A 24,158-nucleotide genomic window follows, 5' to 3' on the forward strand; every position below is an offset into this window, starting at 1 on the left:
GGCGGGCCTTTTGCATGGTCGCATCGCCTCAACGCCGGACGCGGCGCAGCCGGCGATCGGCCATCCCCATCACCAATCCGATCACACCGGCTGCCTATTCCTCGGCGATCTCCACCGGGCACGGCACGCCTTCGCGTTTGCATTTGTGCTGATAGGTATAGGCCCAGAACGCCGGATTGCGGCCGCTATCTTCGAGCCGCGCGATCAACGCCCCGATAAAGTCGCGCTTGGCAGCCGCACCGCCGTGATGAGGAAAGGCATCCTTTTCCGCCTTGGTCATCGAGCAGCCGATACAGCGCCCCTGACGCTTGTATTTGCACACATCAATGCATGGCGATGGCGCGGTTTCCCAAACCGAATCGTCGAGTGAAACAGGCGCCGCGTCGGCAAAGCTGCTCATGACAGCGCGGCGCGCTCCGCGACCGGAGCAATCCCGAGAGTCTGCGAAATGAAGGGGCGATTTTCAACCAGGTCGGCGATCGAAAACTGGCCGAGGGTCGTCAGGAACGCTTCGAGAGCCTGCCGGAGCGCTGCATTCAGCTCGCAATGGACCACCAACGGACAATCGGTTGTTCCACCGTCGAAACACTCCGCCATGGCGAAGCTCTCTTCCATCAACTCGACCACCTCGCGCAGGCTGATGCTGCCGGCCTCGCGGCCGAGCCGAATGCCACCATTGCGCCCACGCACCGTTTCAACCAGTCCCGAGGCGACAAGCGGCTGCAGAATTTTGAACATAAAGGGTTCGGGCGCCGCGTAGGACCGTGCCACATCGCCGAGCTTGCTAAGCCGACCCTCATTCGTCGCGAGATACATGAGGATCCGGATGGCGTAATTCGTCTGGCGCGTCAGGCGCATGTCGCAAATGACCTTTTCGTTGAAACGGCGTCGCCGTCTCTCGTCCCTTTCCAAATAAGCTTCTTTAGAGCAATTAAAAGGTGTGGTGCAAATGCAAAAGTGCCGCGCCGCGCCGATCGCTCCCTGCCGGCAGGCCGACGTCGCGTAACATTAAACGCCCGATCTTGGCATCGCCGCACCGCCGAGAAATACCACAGGTTGCGCTCCGGCGCGATTTAAACCTGATCGCAATAAGGAATAGGCTCAGTCGTAGCGCGATTCAGTTATTGAACAGCGCCTCTCCCTGCTCGTCGATCACCTGCTCGGCCTTGCGCAGCGCAAAGGCGGCAGCGTCGTCCTTGGAAGCAAACAGATCGGCGCGGATCATGCGATGAACCTTGGTCTCGCCGCCGATCTCCTTTTCGATCAGCGCAGCCAGACGAAACTGACCGCCTTCGGGCATCGGCGTCGCCTTGATGGCGAAACCGGCATAATCGCGGCTGTCGACCACCGCCGGCTCGCCAGGAGTCGCGCCGCCTGCACCGCCAAACAGCTTCTTTAAAAAGGACATGCATTCCACCTCATCTCGCCAGCCCGGCGCATTGCATCCGATCGGACGCAGAAAGGACGCGATAACTTTCTGATTCTGCGAATCGTGCTGTAGGTAGCCCGGCAGATCACGCTTCGCCAGGGATATGCGCTCAGAGATCGTCGGAAAGCTTGAGAGCGAGATCGGGAACGAGCGCCGGCGTGACCGCGACCTCGGTCTTGAAGTCGGTGATTTGCCGATATCCGGCCGGCGTCGGCTCACGCAACATCCGAGTTTCGAGCGCCACGGCGTCAATCACCCACAATTCGCGAATGCCAAAGCCGGCATAGATAGACGCTTTGCGCCCCTGGTCATAGGCAAGGCTCGAATCGCCAAGTTCCACCGCCAGCAGGCAAGTCTCGCCGTTCAACCCTTCGAGGCCGACGAATTTTTCAGAGAGAACGAAGTCTGGCTCCAAAAACGTATCGACCGACAGGCGGAAAGTCGTCTCCGGGGTAAACGCGATGCCCGATGGAAGCTGACGCGCCAGTTCCATGTTGACGAACGTCTTCAAGCGCTCGTGGCGGATGCCTTTCGAGGACATCGGCACCAACTCCCCGCCGATCAGCTCGACGTGCTCGTGCTCGTCCATGTTTCTGGTCCGCACCATCGCGTCGATCTCGGCGACGGTGAAAGCGCGGCGCACCATCCCTTCCGCCGCCTGCGTGGTACGAGGGCGGCGGATAGGGAGGTCGAAATGATCGTCGAGCGCGTTCATCGTGCCATGACAGCAGAGCCGCGCCCGAGGATCAGCTGTCGAGGAAGCTGCGCAGCTTGCGGGAGCGCGAGGGGTGCTTCAGCTTGCGCAGCGCCTTGGCTTCGATCTGGCGGATGCGCTCGCGGGTGACCGAGAACTGCTGGCCGACCTCCTCAAGGGTGTGATCGGTGTTCATGCCGATGCCGAAACGCATGCGCAGCACGCGCTCTTCGCGCGGCGTGAGCGAAGCCAGAACGCGGGTCGTCGTCTCGCGCAGATTGCCCTGGATGGCTGCATCGATCGGCAGGACCGCATTCTTGTCCTCGATGAAGTCGCCAAGATGCGAATCCTCCTCGTCGCCCACCGGGGTTTCGAGGGAAATCGGCTCCTTGGCGATCTTCAGAACCTTGCGGACCTTTTCGAGCGGCATCGCCAGCTTTTCGGCCAGCTCTTCCGGCGTCGGCTCGCGTCCGATCTCGTGCAGCATCTGGCGCGAGGTCCGCACGATCTTGTTGATCGTCTCGATCATATGGACCGGGATGCGGATGGTGCGCGCCTGATCGGCGATCGAGCGGGTGATCGCCTGCCGGATCCACCACGTGGCATAGGTCGAGAACTTGTAGCCGCGGCGATACTCGAACTTGTCCACCGCCTTCATCAGGCCGATATTGCCCTCCTGGATGAGATCCAGGAACTGCAGACCGCGGTTGGTGTATTTCTTGGCGATCGAGATGACGAGGCGCAGATTGGCCTCGACCATCTCTTTCTTCGCCTGGCGGGCCTCGGCCTCGCCCTTTTTCACCATCTGGACGATGCGCCGGAATTCGGTGATCTCGAGGCCGGTCTCGGTCGCAAGATTCTGGATTTCCTGGCGCAGCGACTTGATGCCGTCTTTCTCGTTCTGAACGAACTTCAGCCAGCCTTTGCCCGACAGATTGGCGACATGCCGCGTCCAGTTCGGATCGAGTTCCGAGCCCTGATATTCGCGCAGAAACTCCTCGCGCTTTACCCCATGCGATTCGGCGAGGCGCAAGAGCCGGCCCTCATTGCCGACCAGCCGCTTGTTGATGTCGTAGAGCTGGGCGACCAGGGCGTCGATCCGGTTCTGGTTGAGGGACAGGCTCTTCACCGCAGCGACGAGATCTTCCTTCAGCTTCTTGTAGGACCGTTCCTGGCTCGGCGAGAGGGTGCCCTGCGCGGCCAAACGGTTTTCCACCTGCTGGTCCTGCAGCTTGCGCAGCCGCCGATAGCCATCGGCGATCTGATCGAAGATCTCCATCACCTGCGGCTTGATCTCGGCTTCCATCGCCGCGAGCGACAGATTGTTCTCGAGATCGTCGTCATCATCGTCGTCTTCGCCGGAAGGGGCTTCGCCGACCATCCGATCGCCGGACGCAGCCGTGCCGTCGTTGCCAAGGCCATTCGCGCCATTCGCGCCTTCTGCCGGCGGCGGCGCCGACGGAGTCTTGGCCTCAGGTCCCGCATAGGTCGCCTCGAGATCGACGATCTCGCGCAACATGATGTTGCCTTCGTTCAGCTCATCGCGCCAGATGATGATTGCCTGGAACGTCAGGGGGCTCTCGCAGAGCCCGGCGATCATCGTCTCGCGGCCAGCCTCGATGCGCTTGGCGATGGCAATCTCGCCCTCGCGCGACAACAGCTCCACCGAGCCCATCTCGCGAAGATACATGCGAACGGGGTCGTCCGTGCGATCGCCCGATTCGCGTTTCTGCGTCGTCGCGACCTGGGTCGCGCCGGTCTCGGCGACTTCGGTCGATTCGGATTCGTTCGAGTCGTCCTGCTCGCCCTCTTCGTCGTCCTCGACGACGTTGATCCCCATGTCGTTGAGCATGGCCATCATGTCTTCGACTTGCTCCGACGTCACGTCGTCGGAGGACAGCATCGAGTTCAGTTTGTCCATGGTGACGAAGCCGCGCTTTTTGGCGGCCTTGATCATCTTTTTGACGGCGTCATCCGACAGATCGAGCAACGGCCCATCGGAGGCGTTGTCATTACGCTCCTCGGTGGGCGCTTCGCTTTCCTTGGCCTTTGTCGCCATACGCTTCATTCTCCAATTCGCATGCCCCTCGGAGCGCGCCCTTGAATTTCAAGGACTGGGCCATGCTGCGACCCGTAAAGCCACGCTATGCGGCAAATGCCGTTAACGGCGGCTTAACCATAAATCGACCGCGCCGAAGCGGAACACATCGATCTTGTTACCTGACGGCGCGATAAAGAAGGCGCAGTCTCGCAATCTTTCAAGCTTTGGGCTCGGGTCGAACGCCCTCTCGACCGATCAGATATGTTCTGTCAAGCGCCACCGCACAATAAGAGGCGACAATTCATCCCGTTTTTTTAGCGAGATAAGCCCAGACTGCAACATGTCGACCAGATTTTCGACTGCACGCCTTCAAATGGCCTTCATCGGTCGTCCCGACAAGAGGCCAAAGCCTTCGATCAACGCTTCGGTGCCTTCGACGCGCTCCATATTGGCTTTGATCTCAATCATGTGAGCATAGCTCGCGTCTGATGGGTCACGACCGAAGGCATCCTCGGCCAACTTCAATTCTCGTTTCAAGGCCAACGATTTGTGATGCAAGTGAAGCATTTGGCGCAGGGCTTCGCGGGCATCCTCGAAGGCCGCATCGGCGAGAACCGGCCACAGGCGAACCGCCTTGAGCTTCGCCTCGAAGATCTCGAACAGCCCGATTGTGCCGTGCCGGGAAAGTTGCGCCAAAAGTCCGTCGCGCCCCTCCGGCGGATCGCTCGCATAGGCATCGAGGACCGAAGAGCGCAAGCGCGCCAACTCGCCATTCGGCAGATCGAGCGAGGCGAACACCTCGAACTCCTCGTCCATCAGCAGCGGATGATTGACGAAGCCGATGACGATGGCGATCTCCCGCAAGGAGGGAGCCGGCAGACTCGCCCCGGCGGCGATATGAGAGCGCGCCAGCCGATCGGAGATCGCCGCGCGGCCGGGCTGACCCCGGCCCTTTGGGCCGTCACGCCGGCCATAGCCGCCGCCACGCCCTTTGCCCCGTCCCTCGCCTTGCCAGCCCTCGCCGCGCCCGCGCCCCGCCGAGACACCTGCGCCGAAGAAGCTCGCAAGCCGGGCGGAGAGATCATCGAGATAGTGGCGGCGCACTGATTCGTCGCCGATCGCGCGGAACAGCCCCTTCAGGCGGTGTTCGAGATCGGCCCGTCGTTCGGGCGTATCGAAATTGCCGCCATGGGTCTCGCGCATCCACACGAGGTCGGCAAGCGGTCGGGCCGCGCCAAGAATTTCGGCAAAGGCCTCCGATCCTCCGTCGCGGATCAGATCGTCGGGATCCTTGCCCTCCGGCAACAGCGCAAAGCGCAGCGAGCGGCCAGGCTTCAGCGCCGGCAGTGCCAGCTCCGCCGCCCGGTTCGCCGCCTTCAAGCCGGCCGCATCGCCGTCGAAACACAAAATCGGCTCGCCGGTCGTGCGCCACAAGAGTTCGAGCTGGCGATCGGTCATCGCCGTGCCGAGCGGCGCCACCGCATGGCCGAAGCCCGCCTGGGCGAGCATGATGACGTCCATATAGCCTTCGACGAGGATCAGCGTGCCGGCCTCACGCGCCGCCCGCCTCGCCTTGGCGAGGTTGAACAGCATCTCGCCTTTATGAAAGACGTCGGTTTCCGGCGAGTTCAGATATTTCGCCTGGGCATCGGCCGCCATCGCCCGGCCACCAAAGGCTACGACCTTCTCGCCGGCATTGGCGATCGGAAACATCACCCGGTCGCGAAACCGGTCGTAGGAGACGGCAATCTCCTCGCCATAAACGACGAGGCCGGCGCCCTCGATCTCCGCCTTGCCGATCCCCTTGGCGATCAGATGTTCCTTCAGCCGGTTGCGCGAATTCGGCGCATAGCCGAGCCCAAAGGCTCCTTGCGTGCGCGGATCGAGGCCGCGATCGCGCAGATAGGCTCGCGCCTTGGCGCCGTCCGCCTCATGCAGCGTCTGGCGGAAAAAGGCCGCGGCCTCGGCGAGAGCGTCGAGCAAGGTGCCACGCTTGGCCTCGCGCTGTTCGGCGGCCGGATCGCGCTCGGGCATCGGCACGCCCGCTTCGTCGGCAAGCCGCTCGACAGCCTCGGGGAAAGACAGCCCCTCCAGCTCGGTCAAAAAGCGGAAATGATCGCCCGAAACGCCGCAGCCGAAGCAGTGGTAGCGCCCCTTCTGATCCTCGCAGTGAAAGGACGGCGTCTTTTCGCCGTGAAACGGGCAGCAGGCCCAATAGTCGCCCCGTCCCGGCTGCGACTTGCGCCGATCCCAGGTGACTCGGCGCCCGATCACATCGGAAATCGGGATCCGATCGCGAATCTCATCAAGAAAGGAGGGCGGAAAGCGCATGGATCTCCCATAGCGTGTCTGCCGAGGACTTGTCAGTCCCCGCCGGGGCACAGCCGGCCGGCTCGGATCCGCTTCATTGTGCCATCGCGCCGGCCATTCGAGAATGTGAATATCGTATCGCCTCAAACCAACGATTCGCGACCGTACTGCGAGCTCTGACCGCCATCTGCCTTTGCCAACGCGCCGGGACGACGATTTCCGCTGCGGCCAGGTGGCCGGTTCCGGTGCCGGTGCCAGTGATCGGCATGGTGCTGCTGTTTCTCGTCCTGACGACTTGCAAAGGCGTGCCGCCCGGCGGCCTTGCTCCCGCCACGCCCGACAACAAAATACGATCCGAAAGTTGTCTTCGGCTCTGTGGCAGTCTGCGATCCTGTCGCCCTCCGCGCACCGAGGATTTGACCATGGCCGACACGACAGACCGCCTTGCTCTTCCCTACATTCTTGCCGATCAGGCCCAGAAACATGTAACCCACAACGAGGCTCTCGTCCGGCTCGACGCGCTCGTGCATCTGGCCGTCCTCGATCGGGACCAAAGCGCGCCGCCGGCCTCGCCCACCGAGGGCGACCGCCACATCGTTGCGGCGAACCCGTCGGGCGACTGGAGCGGCCATGCCAGCGAGATCGCCGCGTGGCAGGATGGCGCCTGGCTGTTTCTGACGCCGCAAATCGGCTGGCGGGCGTGGCTTGCCAAAGAGGCCAATCTCCTCGTCTTCGATGGCAACGACTGGACTCCGGCGCTTCTGACCCCCGATATGCTCAGCACCGGCACCCTCACCCGCCTCGGCGTCAACACCGCCGCGGACGACGATAACCGCCTCGCCGCCAAAACCTCGGCGGTGCTTCTCAGCCATGACGACGTTTCGGGCAGCGGCAATGGCAGCGTGCTGGGCACCTTCAACAAGGCGGCCACCGGGAACGACGCCGGCCTAAAATTCCAGACCGGCTCGTCGACCCGGGCGCTGATCGGACTTTATGGCGACGATGATTTCCACATCAAGGTCTCGCCCGACGGCAGCACCGATCACGACGCGCTGACGATCGACGCCAGCGACGGCGGCGTCTCGCTCGCCGCCGGCCTGTCGCTCGCCGGCGGCACGGACCGGCTCGATGCCTATCAGCTCGGCAGCTGGACGCCGGGCTTCGGCGCGAGCGACACCGACCCCAGCAGCGCCACCTTTACCGCCAGCGGCAACTTCGCGCGGATCGGCAAATATGTCTTCGTCAATTTCGGCCTCAACGTGACCTCGAAGGGGACGGGTGGCAGCGGCAATGCGACGATCACCAACCTGCCATTCTCGTCGGACGGCCATTTTTACAGCTCGGATCTGCGCCACGCCGGCGTGGCCTTCCCCGCGCCCGGCGCACCTATGATGCGCTCCTCGGGGACAAGCCTGGTGCTTTATTCGACGGCCGGGGCCGACATGCTGTGGAGCGACCTGCCGTCGGGCACCTTCTCGTTCCTGGGCTGCTTCAGCTATCTCGGAGTGTGAGGTTGTCGGTGATCCGACGCCCGCTGACCATGGCACATACCCCTCTTCGATGATTCGACTGGTTTTGGCCATCGCTCTTGAACCGCGCGATGGTCCCCAAATTCGGATCATTCGTCGTGATTTCGAAGACGGTCGGCTCGCGGCTGAACCATCCGTGATGCTCGACAATATGAACGGGGCCGCCCAAACCCCATTCATTCTCCGCGGCAGGTGTGCGCGCAATTTCGATCGCCGTCTTCTTGTCGATTAGAGCATGATGCCGAGAAGTTGCACGACTTTTCGGGTCACATCATGCGGCAAAACAATGGCTTGGAGCGAAATGGCGATTCCAGTTCATCGCATCCCGCTCTAGAGCGCCCCGCGTCCGATTGGACGCAGAAAGGTCGCTCTCACCCTTTGAATCAACGCATCGTGCTTTGCCGAAAATCGATTCCGATTGTCGGGCCGATGCTGGAGTGCCATTCGGACCGCCTCTCGACGTCGCGCGGCTCGACATCAGTGAGAAACCGATGGAGGCCGGATTGCATCTGAAACAGAATTGGCAATTCTGTTTCAGATGCTGACATTCACCCGTGGCTGTGCCGGTGGTGGAGATCGGGGTAATGGGGGTGCTTGTGGCACATTGGCTCGTGCCTGTGAAAATGCGTGTGCGGCTCGATCACAGGCCCCGAATGAGCATGTTTATGATGCTCGTCATGAACATGCGCGTGGTCGTGTTCGAGAGCTTCATGCCGATGTTCATGGTCATGCCGTTCGGCCAGATGAAGCCATAGGCCAAGCGCCATGAGCAGGCCCGCTACGGCAAATTGCGCCGACATGGTTTCGCCGAGCAGGCCGATCGCCAATGCCGCCCCAATGAACGGTGCAAGTGAGAAGTAGGCCCCTGTTCGTGCTGTGCCGAGATGCCGAAGGCCCAGCATGAACATCACGAGGCTGACGCCGACCCCCAAAAATCCGACAACCGCACCGGCTGCGATATAGCTGGCCAATGGCAACCCCGCGCCAAAGGAGAACGCGAAGGCCAGATTGACCGTGCCTGCAACGAGGCCTTTGATCATCGCGATCTGGACTGGATCGGCCGCCGAGAGTTTGCGGGTCAGATTGTTGTCGATGCCCCATGCTAGACAGGCTCCGGCGATGAGCACGCCGCCCCAATCGAATTGAAATTTCTGCCCGTTCCATGTCAGCATGACGGCTCCAGCCAATATGGCCCCGGCACCGAGCAAGAGGCGTCGATCGACGTTCTCTTTGAACACGAGCCAGGCGATTCCCATCGTCGCCAGACCTTCAAGGTTGAGCAGCAGAGAGCCCGACGCGGCTGAAGTCAGAGACAGGCCGAACATGAGGAGAAGCGGCCCTAGGCCGCCGCCAATGGCGACGACCGCAGCCAGCCAGGGCAGGTCGGTTTTTTGCAACGGAGCTTCGACCTGCGGAAGCTTGATGATGTGCCGCCCAAAATGCACTGCGGCAAGTCCGATGCCCGCGCCGATATAGAGAATTCCGGCGAGCAACCACGGATCAATCCGGCCCAGCAAAAGCTTTGAAAAAGGGGCGGACGCACCAAAGAGGATCGCTGCGCCCAGAGCCAAAGGGACGCCGGGCCAGAGATGAGATCGAGAGGTTTGCATGCTTCCGATCATATCACAGCGGGTTCGTCGGACAGCACCTGAATTGATGATTTTTGAAGCACTTTCATTGCATTCTGTTTTGCAGGTCGAGCACCGCGTGACAGCATCTGCCCCGGGCCATCGCGAGCCATAGGATGCTGCTTTCGATCACGAATAAAAGCGACAACCCGATTGGCCAGTCAACGTGCCGTCTGCGAGCAGTGGTGACTTTCTTGGTCGTCGGCGCGTTACCGAAGGCCACCGCGCTCCGGATGCGCAATCATGCTGAGAGTGAAACACCAAAACGCTGTTCGAAGACACGATCAGCGCTAGGGTTGGGGCATCGAAACACCCGTCCCCTCACCGCTCGATCCGGTCCACGAACCAGCGGGTCAGGCGGGTCCAGACCTCGTCCTTTTCGGCAGCGTCCTCGACGCCATGTTCGAGATTGGGGTTGTCGTTGACCTCGATCAGGAAGACGCCGTCGTCGGTTTCTTTGAGGTCGACGCCGTAAAGGCCGTCGCCGATGCAGCGGGCGGCGCGCAGGCCGGCATCGAGGACGTGTGGCGGAGCGTCGCCGAGGGCGAAGCTGCGGAAGCCACCCTCCATCGGCCGGCCGCCGGTGTCGTGATTGATGATCTGCCAGTGCTGCTTGGCCATCAGATATTGCACGGCAAACAGCGGCTCGCCGCCCAAAACGCCGATCCGCCAGTCGAATTTGGTCGGCATGAATTTTTGCGCAATCAACAGATCGCTGTCTTCAAGCCAAGTGGTCGCCAGCTTTTCCAGGCCGGGAAGGTCTTCGACCTTCTTAACCCCGCGCGAAAACGAGCCGTCGGGAATTTTCAGCACCATCGGAAAGCCGAGTTCGTCGGCGGCGCGGGAAAAATCCTCCCGCCCCGCGATCATCACGCTCGGCGGACAGGCAACGCCATTCGCCGCCATCAGCTCGTTGAGATAGACCTTGTTGGTGCAGCGGATCATCGAGATCGGATCGTCGATGACCGGCATGCCCTCCTGCGCCGCACGCCTTGCGAAGCGATAGGTGTGGTTGGAAATCGATGTCGTCTCGCGGATGAACAGCGCGTCGAAATTAGCGAGCCGCGGCAGGTCCTTGCGGGTGATCGGCTCAACATCGACGCCGAGGCGCGCGGCGACCCGCGCCCAATGCTTCAAGGTGTCGACGGAGGACGGCGGCAGCTCCTCGCGCGGATCGCACAGGGTCGCAAAGGCGTATTTCGACGGCGTCTTGGTCTTGGCCGCCCGCCATTCGCGCGCCGTGTAGCGCTCCATCGCGGCATAAAGCCGGCCCATCTCGGCGGTGTCGAGCTTGCCGAGGGTCGAAAAGGCGATCCGCCGGATCGTCGGCATGGCGGCGTTGGCCTCGAGGTGAATGTCGAGCGCCGGAGCGCGGAACCAGTCGAAAACCAGCTTGGCAAACCGCTCCAGCCGAGAATCGTCGCTATAGCCGAAATAGAGCCGGATCGGCGAAGCCGGCGCCGTTCCCTTCTCGCAGGCCTTGCGCAGCGCCGCGTCGAGTTCCGGGAGGGCGTTTTCGTAGAGCTTCTTTTCCGAAAGATCGATCATCGTCTCGACCGACGGGATGATCCGATGGCCGCGGGCCTCCGCCAGCAGCGAGGCATAATAGCCGCGGCTTTGATAGGCGTAGGAGCGCGAGAGATTGATGACCTTCGGCCGCTGGCCGCGAAACAGCGCGGGACGGGCGAGATAATCCCGGCTGGTCATCACCTTGTGCGGTGTCGCGCTGTTGTCGAGATCGGACAGTCGGCCGACGAGAACGACCCATTGAGACATGTAGAACGATCAGCTCCGTCGGGGGGAAAGAAACACCGCGGCGCGCAGGCCCGATTTGCCGAAACGCGCCATCTTGTCGAAGGTGCCATAGGGCAGCGGCAGATGGGCCGCATCGGCGATCGTCTCGCCGCGCTCATCGGCCACCCACGGATCGTGCAGGATCACGTGCCGCCCGTCGTCGCCATGGACGAGCACCCAATGGGGTACCTTCTTGGAAAACATGTGGTAGCCGGAGACGAGCACGATCGCGGTGCCGCCCGTCGCGATATGGGCCCGCAACAGATCCAGCGAAAACGGCTCGATGACGATCGGAATGCCGTAATCGGCGGCGCGCCGGCGGAAATCCTCCTGGGCGAGCGCCATCACCTTCTGCTTTTCGGCGCTGCGCACGCCTTCAAGGAAGAGATCACCAGGCTGCGAGACGTGAATCTCGGCATCAAGGCCGAATTCGTGGGCGGTGACGGCAAGGCCGTGCGGATCGCAGCCGCCAGGCCCCGACATCATGAACACCGTCGTCGCCTCGCGCCACAGCCGGATCTCCATCACCGGGTCGAGCCGAAAGCCCGGCACGTCGCGGGCCATCGCCATCATCAGGCAGCACGAGCCGCAGGTAAAATCGGTGGTCTGCTCGTAGTAGGGCACGCCGGTGTCGAAAGGTTTGTCGCCGCGCAACGTCTTCTCGAAGCGCAGCGCCGGCATGTGGTCGGCGTAATAGTCGAGATAGCGGCCGATCGGCCGATAACCTTCCGAGCGATAGAGCTGGATCGCCCGCACGTTGTCTTCGCGCACTTCAAGGCGCAGCAGGATACGGTCGCGATCGAATGCCGCCGCCTCGCACGCTTTCAGCAGCCGGCGACCGACGCCACGGCCAGCCGACGCCTTTGCCACCGCCAGGGAATAAAGTCGGGCAAGGCCGGTGCCGCGGCGAAACAACAGCGCCGCATAGCCGAGTATCGCGCCGCCCGTCTCGCCCGCTTCGGCGACGAGGATCAGAGCACTCGACGAGCCGATCAGATTGCGGAACGAGCGCCGGGTGATGCGGTCGGCGTCGAACGCCGCCTCTTCCAACGCAACCATCGCATCAAGATCTCCCGGCACTGCGCGCCTCACGGAAACTGATGTCTCAGGCTGTTCTGGGGAGGACAAGCGAGGTTGGGACAGAGCGCTTGAGGCGCACATGGGGGCGAAGATTCCGCAACTGGATGTCGGCTGGGTTTGATCACGCCCTTATGCACCCGCTTTTCGCGAAAAGCGATGTCGATTTTTTAGCAGAAGGACCGCTCGCGGGAGTGTGATTCGGCGGGCTTCGCGCGATCGGCACGAGCCGACGACAACCAATGTGCGCAAAAGACAATTGTCGGCGCGCGAGCAATTACAGAAGATATGAACGTATTATTTGGTTTTAATCATCAACTAACGAAATAAACTTCTTTTTAACGTCCTGAAGTTGTAATCTTAGCAAGGTGAAACGGCAATAGCCGCGCCGAAAAGCAATGCCGGCTACAAAAAAATCAGTCAATCTGATGATTTCCTCCTTATTTTCAATGAACGCCTTTGACCTCGAGGTGATCCCATGAGCTACCTGCGCTTCGGCATCGGATCGGACGCGACCAATATTCTAGCCGCGCTCGAAGAGGCCATGATCGTGGTCGAGTTCGATCTTGGCGGCCAGGTCTTACAGGGCAACCAATGGGCCCATGCCTGTTTCGAGCGTGGCGCAAACGAGTTCGGCGGCCTGACCCACACCGCCTTGCTCGGCGAAAACGCCCAAGACGCAGCGGCGGATCAATCGTTCTGGCGCCGCCTCCTCGAAGGCGAAGCGCAGAGCTGTGAGTGGCATTACCAGACAAAAGCCGGTTCCGGCGCCTGGTTCAAGGCCCTTTATCAACCGGTGCGTGGCCGCTCTAAAAAGCCCTATAAAATCATCGCGCTGGCCTGGGATATCTCCAAAGATAAGCAAATCGTGGCGGAGATGGCCGGTAAGCTCGCGGCGATCTCCCGCTTCCAGGCGGTGCTGGAGTTTTCACCGGACGGCATGGTGCTTGCCGCCAATGCCAACGCTCTTGGTCTTTTGGGCTACGACAGCGCCGAGGTGGTCGGCCGGCATCATCGCGAGCTGGTCGAGCCCGACTATGCCAACAGTCAGGAATATCGTGATTTCTGGGACAAGCTCGGGCGGGGCGAGTTTGTCGCAGGCGAATTTCAGCGCCTGGGCAAAGGCGGCCGGCTGATCCATATGCAAGCATCCTACAACCCGGTGCTTGATGCCCGCGGCAAGCCGCTGAAGATCGTCAAATTTGCCACCGACGTCACCGACCGTGTCGAGGCCGTCGCGGCGATCGGCCTTGGCCTCGAACGGTTGGCGCATGGCGACCTCAGCCAGCGTCTTGAACACGACTTCCTGCCGGCACTCGATCCGATCCGCGTCGATTTCAACCGTTCGCTCGACACGCTGGAAGCCGCGCTCGCGCGGGTCGAAGAGACCGCCTCGTCGATTGCTGGCGCGACCGAGGAAATCCGCATTGCCTCGAGCGATCTTGCCAAGCGCACCGAAACCCAGGCGACGTCAGTCGAGGAGACCGCCGCTGCGATAACGGAGCTTTCCGCCAATATTCGCGTCTCGGCCACCGCGGCGGAGGAAGCCGGGATTCTCGTCGCTGCGACAACAGCCGATGCGAAACGATCGGGACAGATCGTCGGTGACGCGATCGCATCGATGAGCGGGATCGAAGAGTCATCGAACAAGATCACCAGCATCATCACGGTGATCGACGAAATCGCCTTTCAGACCAACCTTCTGGCGCTGAATGCCGGGGTCGAGGCGGCCCGGGCTGGCGAGGCCGGCAAGGGGTTTGCCGTTGTCGCGCAAGAGGTCCGCGAACTTGCCCAGCGCTCGGCGAAGGCCGCTAGGGAAATCAAGACGTTGATCAATGCGTCTTCGCAGCAGGTCGCCGATGGCGTGGCGCGGGTTGGCGAAACCGGCGAGGCCTTGGAGGCCATTCTGACGGAATTCGAAACCATCGATGAAAAAGTTCAGGCGATCGTCGCGGCGGCGCGTGCTCAGGCGACCGGACTTGACGAACTCAACCACGCGATCGGATCGATCGACAGGGACACGCAACAGAACGCCGCCATGGTGGAAGAGTCCTCGGCCGCTTGCCATGGACTGGCCACCGACACCCAGCAGCTTGACGACCTGCTCGCGGCGTTCCAGCTTTCCTCGCCGCACGAAGCCAGCAATGCCGCGCGCGCCAAGCGGCGCAACGCTGCGGCTCAAAGGGCCTCGGCGGCGCAAGGAAGCGCCTGTATTGCCCTAGCGTCCAGCCAAGCAACAGGAAGACCGGATAAGTTGCCGAACGCGACCGCTTTCATCCGCAACGCTCCGGCAACTTTCGGGCGACATGGCGCCGAACTCTCGCGACAGTCGGCGCTGCCCGATCAATGGGAAGAATTTTGATGACAGCCTTAGAAACCGCCGCCAACCAGACCCAGGCGGCGAACGATCCGATTGAAATCATCGCATTTTATCTCGGCGAGCAACAATTCTGCGTCCGCACGACCTCGATTCGGGAAATCCGTGGATGGGCGAAGTCGACGCCGCTGCCCCACGCCTCGCCAGAGGTGATGGGCATGATGAATCTGCGCGGGGCCGTCATCCCGGTGATCAACACCGGCCGCAAGCTCGGCCACGGGTGGTCGGAGCCGACCGAGCGCAGCGCCATCGTCGTCGCCGAGCTCGGCGGAGCGGTCTTCGGCCTGATGGTCGATCGAGTCTCCGATATCCTCACAATCGACCAGTCACTGGTACAACCGGTGCCGGAGATGACGTCCGGCTTCGACAAGAGTTATGTCGAGGGCATCATCGCCCATCAGGGCGATATGATCTGTTTCCTCAATCTGGGGCGGATGTTCCCGGAGCCTTCACGCTCTGACTTCTTTGATTAGACCGCCCTGCGTCCGATCGAACGCAGAATGGACGCTCCAACTCTTTGAATTGATGCATCGGCCTGGAAATCGACTCCGATTTTCGGGCCGATGCTGTTAAGACCGGCGACCATCGCAGAGCATCGCTTTTAAGGGTTCGCCAGCAAGCCCGAATAGCGTTTGAACCAAAGCCACGAGAGCCATGGCCGGCAGGTCATGTCACGCAATCGGCAGCAAAAGAGCGACCCGATCACTTGATCGGTGATTCAGAAAGCCGAAACTGCGGCCATATCAAACGCCGACGCCTCGTCAGCATCGGCGCCCCAATCAGCCGCGGCCGACAAATGGCATCAGGTTGGCCATCACGGTCATGGTGAGCACGTTCGCGTCGAGCGGCAGGCTGGCCATATAGGCGACGGCGCGGGCGATGTGCACAGCATCGATCGTCGGCTCAGGCCGCAATTCGCCATCCGCCTGCATCACCCCACCGGACATCTTCGCCGTCATGTCGCTGGCCGCATTGCCGATGTCGATCTGGCCAACGGCGATATCGAACTTGCGCCCGTCGAGCGAGGCCGATTTCGTCAGGCCGGTGATGGCATGTTTGGTGGCGGTATAGGGCGCCGAATTCGGCCGGGGCGTCGTGGCCGAGATCGAACCGTTGTTGATGATGCGGCCGCCACGCGGTTGCTGTGCCTTCATCATCCGAAACGCCTCCTGGGTGCAGAAGAAGGTGCCGGACAAATTGGCGCCGACCGCCTTGTTCCATTCATCCGCCGGCAGCTCTTCGAGCGGCACGGACGGGCTGAAGACGCCGGCATTGTTGACCAGAAGATCGAGCCGGCCGAATTGGTCTTCCACCGTCTTGAACAGCGCCGCCACGGCTGCACGGTCGGAGACGTCGCAGGCGACGGCGTGGATGGCAGAGGCGTCGATCTCTGCCACCGCATCGTCGAGGACAGCCTTGCGGCGGCCGGTGATCACGACCTCAAACCCATCGTCGACGAGCGCCTTGGTGATCGCCTTGCCGACGCCGGTTCCCCCACCCGTGACCACCGCGATTTTCTTCGACATGTCTTTCTCCTCCCTTCGGCGCAATCGGATCGCGCCGCGTCGATTCCCGGTGTAACCGATCGCCGCCGGCGAACCAATGCAACCGGCGTCTTCTCACGCAGCGCGCATCCGCCGCACGCTGGTGACGCCGGCGCCCCGCGCGTCAAGCCGCCCGATCGCCTCCGCCAGAGGCTCGATCGCCGTCATCATGTGATGGGCGTTGGCATGCAAAAGGCTGTGCCCGTCGATCATGATGCCGACATGGCCCTTCCAGAAGATCAGATCGCCGCGCTGAAGCCCCTCGATTCCGGCGAGCCGTGTCCCCAGCGCCCGCTCCTGCATGTCGGTGTCGCGCGGCACCGTCGCTCCGCCCATCTGCAGCGCGATCTGGACGAGACCGGAGCAATCGATCCCGAGCGCGCTCTTGCCGCCCCAAAGATAGGGAACGCCGACGAAGCGCTCGGCCACCGCCACGAAATCCGGCGCCCGTTCGTCGAGGCCGGCCAGATGCTGGCGCACGACGAAGCCGCCTGAGGCAAGTTCGGCATAGTCGGCATTGTGATCGCGCGCCGCGCCGGCGACCGCGACTTCAGCGCCCATCGGCAAAGCAGCAAGCGGTCGGCGTTTGATGTCGGGCGCGGGAAAAACCAGCGTGCGCGGCGCCGTCACCCGGGCCGTCGGCGGCGCGGCATCCTCCGCGCCGAGCCCGTCGGCCGGCACATAGCCGACATAGGAATCGGCTTCGGCCTGCACCCAGCACCAGCCATCCGCCGTCTCGTCGAACACCAGCACGCTCTCGCCGCCGAGAAGCTCGGTGTCGAGCGCGGCATCGTGCTGAGGCCGCCGCCGCAAGGGCAGAAGCGGCGCGGTGACACGGAAAGGACGGCCCTCAACGAAGCGCGCAGCCTCGACGCGACCTTTCAGCCGCGCGTCGGCAAGGTCGTCCCGCATAGCGTTGAGGCGCGGATCGGGGGTGGCTTGGCTCATTGCGCTGCCGGAAAGCGCTGCTTCAAAACGGCGAAGATCGCTCGGATCGCTTGGGCTTCGCCGCCGACACCGCCGATCGACGCGGCTTTCGGCCGCCAGCCATAGACGTCGAAATGCGCCCAGGTCTTGGCCTTCTCGACAAAGCCTTCGAGGAACAGCGCGGCGGTGATCGAGCCGGCGAAACCGTCGCTGGTAACGTTGTTCACGTCGGCGACCTTCGAGGCGAGGTTGTCCGCATAGGGCTGCCACAACGGCAGGCGCCAGATCGGATCGGCGACGCTCACCGCGCTCTCGGCAAGCGCTGCTGCAAAGCTCTCGTCGGCGGTGAAGAACGGCGGCACGTCAGGTCCGAGCGCAACCCGCGCAGCGCCGGTCAAGGTCGCCATATCGATGAGGATCTCCGGCTCGTCGTCATCGGCCAACGCCAAGGCATCGGCCAGCACCAGCCGCCCCTCGGCGTCGGTGTTGCCGATCTCGACGGTCTTGCCCTTGCGGCTCTTCAGAACGTCGCTCGGCCTAAACGCCGAGGCCGAGATCGAATTTTCCACCGCCGGCACCAGCACCCGCAGCCGCACCGCTAGCCCAAAGGCCATGATCAGCCGCGCCAGGGCCAGGACATTGGCCGAGCCGCCCATGTCCTTCTTCATCAGAAGCATCGATGAGGAGGGCTTGATGTCGAGACCACCGGTATCGAAGCAGACGCCCTTGCCGACCAAAGTGACCTTCGGAGCATCGCCCGCGCCCCAGGAAAAATCGATCAAGCGCGGCGCGCTGGCGCTGGCCCGGCCGACCGCATGGATCATCGGAAAATTCGCGGCCAAAAGGTCGTCGCCGGTCGTCACCGAAATTTCGGCGCCAAATTCGCTGGCAAGGTTGCGTGCCGCCGCTTCGAGCTCCGCCGGGCCGAGATCATTGGTCGGAGTGTTGATGAGATCCCGGGCCAAAAAGACGGCATCGGCCAGATGGCGCGCTTCGCTCAGGTCGGCGCCCTCACCGGGGAAGATTTCGGTCGGCTCAGCGTCTGCTGCCGCGGGCTTGTAACGGGTAAAGCGATAGGCCCCGAGCAGCATGGCAAGCGCCCGCAGCGTCGGATCGCCGGCCTCGTCGCCCGCCTCGACATGCCACTGCCCGGCCGGCAGCTTGCCCGCCAACGCGCCGAAGAGCAGCGGCTTGGCAGCCTTTATGATCGCATCGCTCTTGCGCGCCCCCAAGCCGAGCAGCGCGGACGACGGCCGAGCGCCCTCACCCGGAACGACGAGCACAGCACCGGCATCGGCCGCAAAGCGCATGGTCTTGGCCCAATCGCGCTCGCGCTGCGATAGCGTCTCCAGCCCATCGCTGAAGACCGCGCGGATCGGCAAGGTACCATCGCCGGAGCGAGGTCTGAGCATAATCGACATGGCGGTCTCCGTGATTCTGCGAAAACGATCGAAAGGGTCGAAGAGGGGTTGTCTTCGCCTGATGCGGCGGAATCAAGAGGTGCGTGGCCGCGCGCCGCACGCCGCCGCAGCATGCGCGCCGCAAGTTAACCGCTCGTTAGGGTTAACGAAATATTGTCGTCTTCGCATGGCCCGTCATAAGCGGGTGGCCTGCAAAAACAGGATGGAGATCGACCGATGGCCGTTAGCGACGCTCACCCGATGCGGCATTTCAGGCACGGCGCCCTCGTGGCCGCCGCGCTGGCGCTGCTGGCGGTTCAGGGCTGTGCCTCGGTTTCGCGCGAGATCACCGGCTCGATCAGTCGGAGCCCCGCCCCGTCAGCCCGAACGGTCGCGGCAATGCCCGCCTCGCAGTTGCAGGGCGTCGTGCGATCCTATGGTGAGGCCTATCAGAACAATCCGAAAGACAAGGGCACCGGCCTCTCCTATGCCGCCGTGCTGCAGATGGCCGGACGCAACGACCAGTCGCTTGCGGTGATGCAGCAGGTGGCGATCGCTCATCCGAAGGATCGCGATGTGCTGGCCGCTTATGGCAAAGCGCTTGCCGCCGCCGGCGATCTGCCGAAGGCGCTGTCCACGATCCAACGCGCCCAAACCCCCGACAATCCCGACTGGCGGTTGTTTTCGGCCGAGGGCGCGATTCTCGATCAGATGGGCAAGTCCGACGACGCCCGCACGCTCTATCGCAAGGCGCTCGAGATTCAGCCGAATGATCCGACCGTCCTGTCCAATCTCGGTATGTCCTACGTTCTGACCAACGACCTGCCGTCGGCGGAAAAATATCTGCGGGAAGCGTTGAAGCAGCCAGGCGGCGACAGCCGCATCCGGCAAAATCTCGCTCTCGTCGTCGGTTTGCAGGGCCGGTTCGCCGAGGCGCAAAAAATCGCCAGCGCGGAACTCTCCCCAGACGACGCCGAGGCGAATGTCGCCTATTTGCGCAAGATGCTGAGCCAGCAAAACACCTGGTCGAAGCTGCGCCAGAGCGACACGAAGCGTCGCGGCTGAGATCGCCGCGCTCTTCCACTTCTCAGATCAGCGAACGTTTGCGTCAGCGCGTCCAGGACGATGCCGTCTGACCATCTGCCAGCCGCGCAGCGCTCGACGCCGCGGTCCCGACCCCATCGCGATGGCGTCGCCAGACCGACCGCGTTTCCACAACCTCATTGGGGAAAAGAGCCGGTGAAAACGGCTCCGGCGTCCAGAGTGCGGCGCGTAGGCGCTCGACTTCCGACGGTCCGGCATCGGTTCCAGCCCCATCGGTCAGCGTCGCAGCGTCACCCTTGGCCTCTGCGTCGGGAGTTGGATGCAGCTCGGCATAGACGCGATTGGCCTTTGCCCAGTGCACGTGGTCGAACCCGTGGGGTCGGCCTTCCTGTTCCCAGATCTGATACGCTAGAGCCCTGATCTCGGCCGCCTCGTCAATTCTCGGCATCGATCTCTCCTCCCCGCCCGCCCATCGGCAGGAGCTCTTCATGCGGATCCAACTTTAAATCAGGCAACTCCGAGGTGAAAGCATTCGTTGCATCGCAACGACGCACTTATCGTTGAAATTTCGTTAGCAGCCTCGAAACTTCGCCGACGGGCGGAGCGGACGCTCGACGAAGCATCAAGCCAGGCGGCAAGCTTCGCACGCCGTCAGCGGAGAACAATCATCGCGCCGGCCAGCACGAGCAGCCAAAACAGGATCGTCGCCAGAAGAATGATGTCTTCGGCATCTCGGTATGTCGTCATCAATGGCCCTTCTGCCTCAGCCGCGCACGGCGGCAACGTCGGGCCGCATCAGAGGTATAGATAGCTTATTGCATTGAAAGGCAAGTTTTCGCCACAATTCGAATTGTCGCAAAGACCCGATCCCGCCTCATGCGAGGCAGCGACACGTCGACACCGCTAACCGTCCTGCAGCGCCGCGAACATCGTCGGCAGCTCCGCGAGACTTGCCACCATGTGATCCGGCGCGAGCTCGTCGGGCGACAGCACGGTGTAGCCGCCGGCGACGGCGACGACCTTGATCCGCGCGGCTTTCGCGGCCTCAACGTCGTTTTCGCTATCGCCGACGAACAGCACGTCTTGCGGCGAAAGATCGAGGATCTCGCAGGCATGGAGCAACAGGCCGGGCTCTGGCTTTTTCGGCGGGCCGGCATCACCACCCACCACGACGTCCATCAGCTCGAACAGGCCGAAATGCCGAAGGATCGCCTCGGCCGCCTGTCCCGGCTTGTTGGTCACGACGCCGATCAGCCGGCCCTCGGCCTTCAGATTGCGAGTCACCTCGCTCACCCCGGCATAGAGCGTCGTCAGCTCCGTGCTGCGCGGCTCGTAAATCTTCAAAAAGCGATCAACGACGCGATCGCGCGTTGCCGGATCCAGATGCTTGTCGAGCGCGGTATAGGCGCGTTCGATCAGTTTCGGCACGCCGGCACCGATCATTCGGGTGACGGCTTCCAGCGTGAAGGGCGGCTCGCCGTAGCTTTCCAACGTCTGATTCAAGGCGGCATGCAGATCGGGAGCGGAATCGATCAGCGTCCCGTCGAGATCGAACAACACGGCTTTCGGCCAACCCATATCGGCCATCATGCCGCGTCCTTCCATTTGATCGAACAGCCGATGGACGGGATCTGCTCGCGCGGCCCTTCCCCCGTTTCGGCGACGTGTCGCATGGCATCAAACAGGTCGCGGGCCGTTCCCGGCGGTGCCTGCTCCTTGCGCGAGGCATCGATGCGGCCGCGATATTGCAGCTTCAAATCCTTGTTGAAGCCGAAGAAGTCCGGCGTGCATACAGCGCCGTATTGCCTGGCCACGCTCTGATCCTCGTCCTGAAGATAAACGAAGGGAAAGCCATGCTCGTCAGCAAAGCGCCGCATCTTGTCGAAGGAATCCTCGGGATAGGCATCCGCGTCGTTCGAGCAGATTGCGACGGTGCCGATACCAAGCGGCGCCAAGTCGTTGGCGTCTCGCACCAGCCGGTCGATCACGGCCTTCACATAGGGGCAGTGATTGCAGATGAAGGCGATAAGCAGGCCGTTCGCGCCGCGATGCTCGAAAATGCGATGGCTCCGGCCATCGACGCCGGGCAGCGCGGCATCCAGCGCCGGCCGGCCAAAATCGCAGACGGGGGGATGAGCGGCCATGTGTCAGCTTCCTGTCTCGTCCGGTGCCAAGCCCTATTATGTGGCGCCGATCAGCGGCAAGGAAAGCGGTGGTTGCGGCGACGCGCGCGGGATGCGCATTCGAAGACAATCGGATTCCGTCTGTCTGGCCTCAGATCGGATTCGCGCGCTGCTCAGGCCATTCGCAATGCCATTCGGTGACCTTCCATCGCGGATGATCGCCAACCCATTTTGCGACATAAGGCGTGGCGAGCATCATGCACTGGGCCCGCGTCGAACGGGCCTGAAAGGTCAGGCGCTGCTGCTCGCAATGCTGCGGCGTCGCGATCATGCAAACGGTCAGAACGAGATCGATCATCGAATGAGGATCCTTTGCGTTAAGCCGGTGCCCAGCCAGCGTCGTCACGTCCTCCTAGCTTCGCATCGGGTCAGCAAACGGATGCATAGCATGGGCTGCCTGCCGGCTGCGAGCGCGTAAGACGGACCGCAGCAATCCGCCAGCGACGCGGCCCATCGCGCAATCCGGTTCCCGTCAGATGGGCAAAAAGATCTCGCCGAGGCCGAGCACGGCCGTATCACCGCCGAGCCGACGCATCATCTTGCCGGCAAAGGGGACGGGGCCAACAGCCCCTTCGGCGAACGCGTCGGCCATCACCTTCAGGATCAAGAGGTCGGCGGGGCCGTTGTCGAGAAAGGTCGGCGCGAGATGATCCACCCCGCCGCACAGAAACAGCGTGCCGCGCTTCATCAGCCGACCGGGCGTTGCGGCGGTCGTGCCGCCGACGACGATCGTTCCGGCGATCATCCGGCTGCCGAGATCTCCGGCCGCGTCGCCGGCGATCGCAATCACACCGCGGCGCATGCGATCGCCAGCCCGCGCACCTGCATGGCCACCAACCGTAATCGTACCGCCCTTCATGCCGGTCATCTCGCCGGCAAACGGTCCGCCGAGGCGGTCCCCGGCATCGCCGGAAATCGCGATCACCCCGCCGGCCATCGCAGAGCCCGCATCGTCGCCGGCCGTACCGTTCACGGTGATCGTTCCGCCCGCCATCGCGCGGCCGAGCCGCACGCCGACATCGCCATCGACGGTGATGTCACCGGCCGCCATCGCTTCACCGATCCGGTCGAAGCGATGAGAACCGCCCTCAAAGCGAATCGCCGCGGGATCGTCGCCTGCGATCGTGAAGACGTCGTCGACGACGAGACCCCGGCGCGTCAGCCCGATCGGCAAGGCAGCGATATCTTTGGCCGCGAGGCCGGCAAGGCGCGCCGGCACGAGCGGCGAAAGATCCAGCCGCTCTTCCGGCTCCGCCTTCTTGCGAAAGGTCAGCCCGCTCATGGCAAAAGATCCTTGAGATGAAAGTGGTGGGGCCCGAGATTGCCGCCGTAATTGCCGGCCCCGATCCGGATTGCGCCCTCCACCGGGCCGAGGTCGGTGACCGCCTTGATGCCGACCCGCATGGCATCGGCCACAGCCTCGGCCGAGAGGCCGTCGATGACGATTTCGAGCACCGAGCCGATTTCAGGCGTGAGTTCGGACCGGGTGACGGCTTTCAGCGTCGGACAATAGGCGTCGTTGGTCGACGCCATCATCCCCTTATATTTGCCGCCGACCTTGGAACCGGACCGGACGATGCCGCCCGGAAACGGCATAATCACGCCCGGAACCTTGCGCATGGCCTCGATCGCGATTTCGCAGGCCGCGAGCGCCTGGGGCGTGCTGCGCGCCATCAAAAGGAGATTGCCGCCGCCGACGCCATTCGTGGTGATGCCGGTTTTCGCCTCACAGAGAAACTCGCCCTCCATCACCGGCATGCGCCAGAAATGCTTGCCCTCGAATTTCTTCGAGATCTGCCAGCCATCGGCGAAATAGCGGATCGCATTGCCGAGATCGATCGTCTCCTCGCCGTCGAAATCGGCAAAGCAGGCCGATGTCGGGCTGGTCAAGATGCATTGGCCAAGCCGTGTCGTCACTTGTTTTTCGAGCCCGCCGGCATCGAAGGAGAAAAACAGCACCCGCACGCCCGGTCGCCCGTCGCGAGTCTCGTCCGGCGAGAGCAGCCGGTCGATGCCGCCTTCGCAGCCGCAGGCGATGACCGAGGTCGCAAACCCGGTCATCGAGCGCGCCGCCTCCAGCGCCCATTTCTCGTTGATCGCGGTGATCTCAATCGCCGTGCCGGCCATCGGAAAGGCCTCGGCAAAGCTGTCGTCGATCTCAACGCCGTTCACCACCATCGT

Annotated in this window: 22 protein-coding genes; 4 read left to right on the forward strand and 18 right to left on the reverse strand. The window is 62.7% G+C overall.

Annotated elements, in window-relative coordinates; genetic code table 11:
- Positions 1–94: 94 nt before the first annotated feature.
- From J1C48_RS19130 to dnaG, 6 genes are all read right to left on the reverse strand, one after another.
- Positions 95–400, reverse strand: a complete 306-nt coding sequence (locus tag J1C48_RS19130) for a DUF1289 domain-containing protein (RefSeq protein ID WP_207258146.1) — start codon at positions 398–400, stop codon at positions 95–97.
- Positions 397–858, reverse strand: a complete 462-nt coding sequence (rirA, locus tag J1C48_RS12265) for an iron-responsive transcriptional regulator RirA (protein WP_207258147.1) — start codon at positions 856–858, stop codon at positions 397–399. The genes J1C48_RS19130 and rirA overlap by 4 nt, the downstream gene beginning before the upstream one ends.
- A 259-nt stretch (positions 859–1,117) precedes the next feature.
- On the reverse strand, positions 1,118–1,408 hold the full coding sequence (locus J1C48_RS12270) for an HlyU family transcriptional regulator (RefSeq protein WP_207258148.1): 291 nt from the start codon (positions 1,406–1,408) through the stop codon (positions 1,118–1,120).
- A 130-nt stretch (positions 1,409–1,538) separates the two neighbouring features.
- Entirely contained in the window at positions 1,539–2,144 is a 606-nt protein-coding gene (locus tag J1C48_RS12275; RefSeq protein WP_207258149.1) for a Uma2 family endonuclease, read from the reverse strand.
- Between the two features lie 31 nt (positions 2,145–2,175).
- Positions 2,176–4,182 (reverse strand): RNA polymerase sigma factor RpoD, encoded by a 2,007-nt coding sequence (gene rpoD / locus J1C48_RS12280; RefSeq protein WP_207258239.1) that lies wholly within the window; start codon positions 4,180–4,182, stop codon positions 2,176–2,178.
- A 351-nt stretch (positions 4,183–4,533) separates the two neighbouring features.
- Positions 4,534–6,495 (reverse strand): DNA primase, encoded by a 1,962-nt coding sequence (dnaG, locus tag J1C48_RS12285; RefSeq protein ID WP_207258150.1) that lies wholly within the window; start codon positions 6,493–6,495, stop codon positions 4,534–4,536.
- Positions 6,496–6,896: 401 nt separating this feature from the next.
- Between dnaG and J1C48_RS12290 the strand changes: the two genes are divergently transcribed.
- Positions 6,897–7,985: a DUF2793 domain-containing protein gene (locus J1C48_RS12290; RefSeq protein ID WP_207258151.1), complete on the forward strand. Its 1,089-nt coding sequence runs from the start codon at positions 6,897–6,899 to the stop codon at positions 7,983–7,985.
- 566 nt (positions 7,986–8,551) lie between these two features.
- On the opposite strand, the gene J1C48_RS12295 is transcribed toward J1C48_RS12290, so the two are convergent.
- From J1C48_RS12295 to J1C48_RS12305, 3 genes are all read right to left on the reverse strand, one after another.
- Positions 8,552–9,613 carry a DMT family transporter gene (locus tag J1C48_RS12295; protein ID WP_207258152.1) on the reverse strand — a complete coding sequence of 354 codons (1,062 nt, stop codon included), beginning with the start codon at positions 9,611–9,613 and terminating at the stop codon, positions 8,552–8,554.
- A gap of 339 nt (positions 9,614–9,952) precedes the next feature.
- A complete protein-coding gene (locus J1C48_RS12300) occupies positions 9,953–11,407 on the reverse strand; it encodes a RimK family protein (protein WP_207258153.1) in 1,455 nt (484 codons plus the stop codon).
- 9 nt (positions 11,408–11,416) lie between these two features.
- Positions 11,417–12,484 carry a GNAT family N-acetyltransferase/peptidase C39 family protein gene (locus J1C48_RS12305; protein ID WP_231081762.1) on the reverse strand — a complete coding sequence of 356 codons (1,068 nt, stop codon included), beginning with the start codon at positions 12,482–12,484 and terminating at the stop codon, positions 11,417–11,419.
- Between the two features lie 496 nt (positions 12,485–12,980).
- On the opposite strand from J1C48_RS12305, the gene J1C48_RS12310 reads away from it, so the two are divergent.
- Entirely contained in the window at positions 12,981–14,864 is a 1,884-nt protein-coding gene (locus J1C48_RS12310) for a methyl-accepting chemotaxis protein (protein WP_207258155.1), read from the forward strand.
- Positions 14,864–15,352 (forward strand): chemotaxis protein CheW, encoded by a 489-nt coding sequence (locus J1C48_RS12315; protein ID WP_207258156.1) that lies wholly within the window; start codon positions 14,864–14,866, stop codon positions 15,350–15,352. Before J1C48_RS12310 ends, J1C48_RS12315 begins: the two co-directional genes overlap by 1 nt.
- 306 nt (positions 15,353–15,658) lie before the next feature.
- Here J1C48_RS12315 and J1C48_RS12320 read toward each other — a convergent pair whose 3' ends face one another.
- The 3 genes from J1C48_RS12320 to J1C48_RS12330 all read right to left on the reverse strand — a co-directional run bounded on the left by J1C48_RS12320 (position 15,659) and on the right by J1C48_RS12330 (position 18,771).
- On the reverse strand, positions 15,659–16,405 hold the full coding sequence (locus J1C48_RS12320) for an SDR family oxidoreductase (protein WP_207258157.1): 747 nt from the start codon (positions 16,403–16,405) through the stop codon (positions 15,659–15,661).
- Positions 16,406–16,498: 93 nt separating this feature from the next.
- Positions 16,499–17,371: a C40 family peptidase gene (locus J1C48_RS12325; RefSeq protein ID WP_207258158.1), complete on the reverse strand. Its 873-nt coding sequence runs from the start codon at positions 17,369–17,371 to the stop codon at positions 16,499–16,501.
- Positions 17,368–18,771 (reverse strand): leucyl aminopeptidase family protein, encoded by a 1,404-nt coding sequence (locus J1C48_RS12330; protein ID WP_425523502.1) that lies wholly within the window; start codon positions 18,769–18,771, stop codon positions 17,368–17,370. The genes J1C48_RS12325 and J1C48_RS12330 overlap by 4 nt, the downstream gene beginning before the upstream one ends.
- Before the next feature lie 216 nt (positions 18,772–18,987).
- Between J1C48_RS12330 and J1C48_RS12335 the strand changes: the two genes are divergently transcribed.
- Positions 18,988–19,815, forward strand: coding sequence for a tetratricopeptide repeat protein (locus tag J1C48_RS12335; protein WP_231081763.1), 828 nt, complete (start codon positions 18,988–18,990; stop codon positions 19,813–19,815).
- A 43-nt stretch (positions 19,816–19,858) separates the two neighbouring features.
- Here J1C48_RS12335 and J1C48_RS12340 read toward each other — a convergent pair whose 3' ends face one another.
- From J1C48_RS12340 to fhcD, 6 genes are all read right to left on the reverse strand, one after another.
- Positions 19,859–20,242 carry a DUF2934 domain-containing protein gene (locus J1C48_RS12340; protein ID WP_231081764.1) on the reverse strand — a complete coding sequence of 128 codons (384 nt, stop codon included), beginning with the start codon at positions 20,240–20,242 and terminating at the stop codon, positions 19,859–19,861.
- A gap of 455 nt (positions 20,243–20,697) precedes the next feature.
- Complete coding sequence (gene gph, locus J1C48_RS12345) at positions 20,698–21,384, reverse strand: phosphoglycolate phosphatase (RefSeq protein WP_231081765.1); 687 nt, start codon at positions 21,382–21,384, stop codon at positions 20,698–20,700.
- The gene (locus tag J1C48_RS12350; protein ID WP_207258160.1) at positions 21,381–21,938 is read right to left on the reverse strand and encodes a thioredoxin family protein; all 558 of its coding nucleotides are present in this window, start codon (positions 21,936–21,938) and stop codon (positions 21,381–21,383) included. Before J1C48_RS12350 ends, gph begins: the two co-directional genes overlap by 4 nt.
- A 130-nt stretch (positions 21,939–22,068) precedes the next feature.
- Positions 22,069–22,275 (reverse strand): hypothetical protein, encoded by a 207-nt coding sequence (locus tag J1C48_RS12355; RefSeq protein ID WP_207258161.1) that lies wholly within the window; start codon positions 22,273–22,275, stop codon positions 22,069–22,071.
- A 174-nt stretch (positions 22,276–22,449) separates the two neighbouring features.
- Positions 22,450–23,259, reverse strand: coding sequence for a formylmethanofuran dehydrogenase subunit C (locus tag J1C48_RS12360; protein ID WP_207258162.1), 810 nt, complete (start codon positions 23,257–23,259; stop codon positions 22,450–22,452).
- The gene (gene fhcD / locus J1C48_RS12365) at positions 23,256–24,155 is read right to left on the reverse strand and encodes a formylmethanofuran--tetrahydromethanopterin N-formyltransferase (protein ID WP_207258243.1); all 900 of its coding nucleotides are present in this window, start codon (positions 24,153–24,155) and stop codon (positions 23,256–23,258) included. Before fhcD ends, J1C48_RS12360 begins: the two co-directional genes overlap by 4 nt.
- Positions 24,156–24,158 lie beyond the last annotated feature (3 nt).

The organism is Jiella flava, from assembly GCF_017349315.1.
Classification (GTDB): domain Bacteria; phylum Pseudomonadota; class Alphaproteobacteria; order Rhizobiales; family Rhizobiaceae; genus Jiella; species Jiella flava.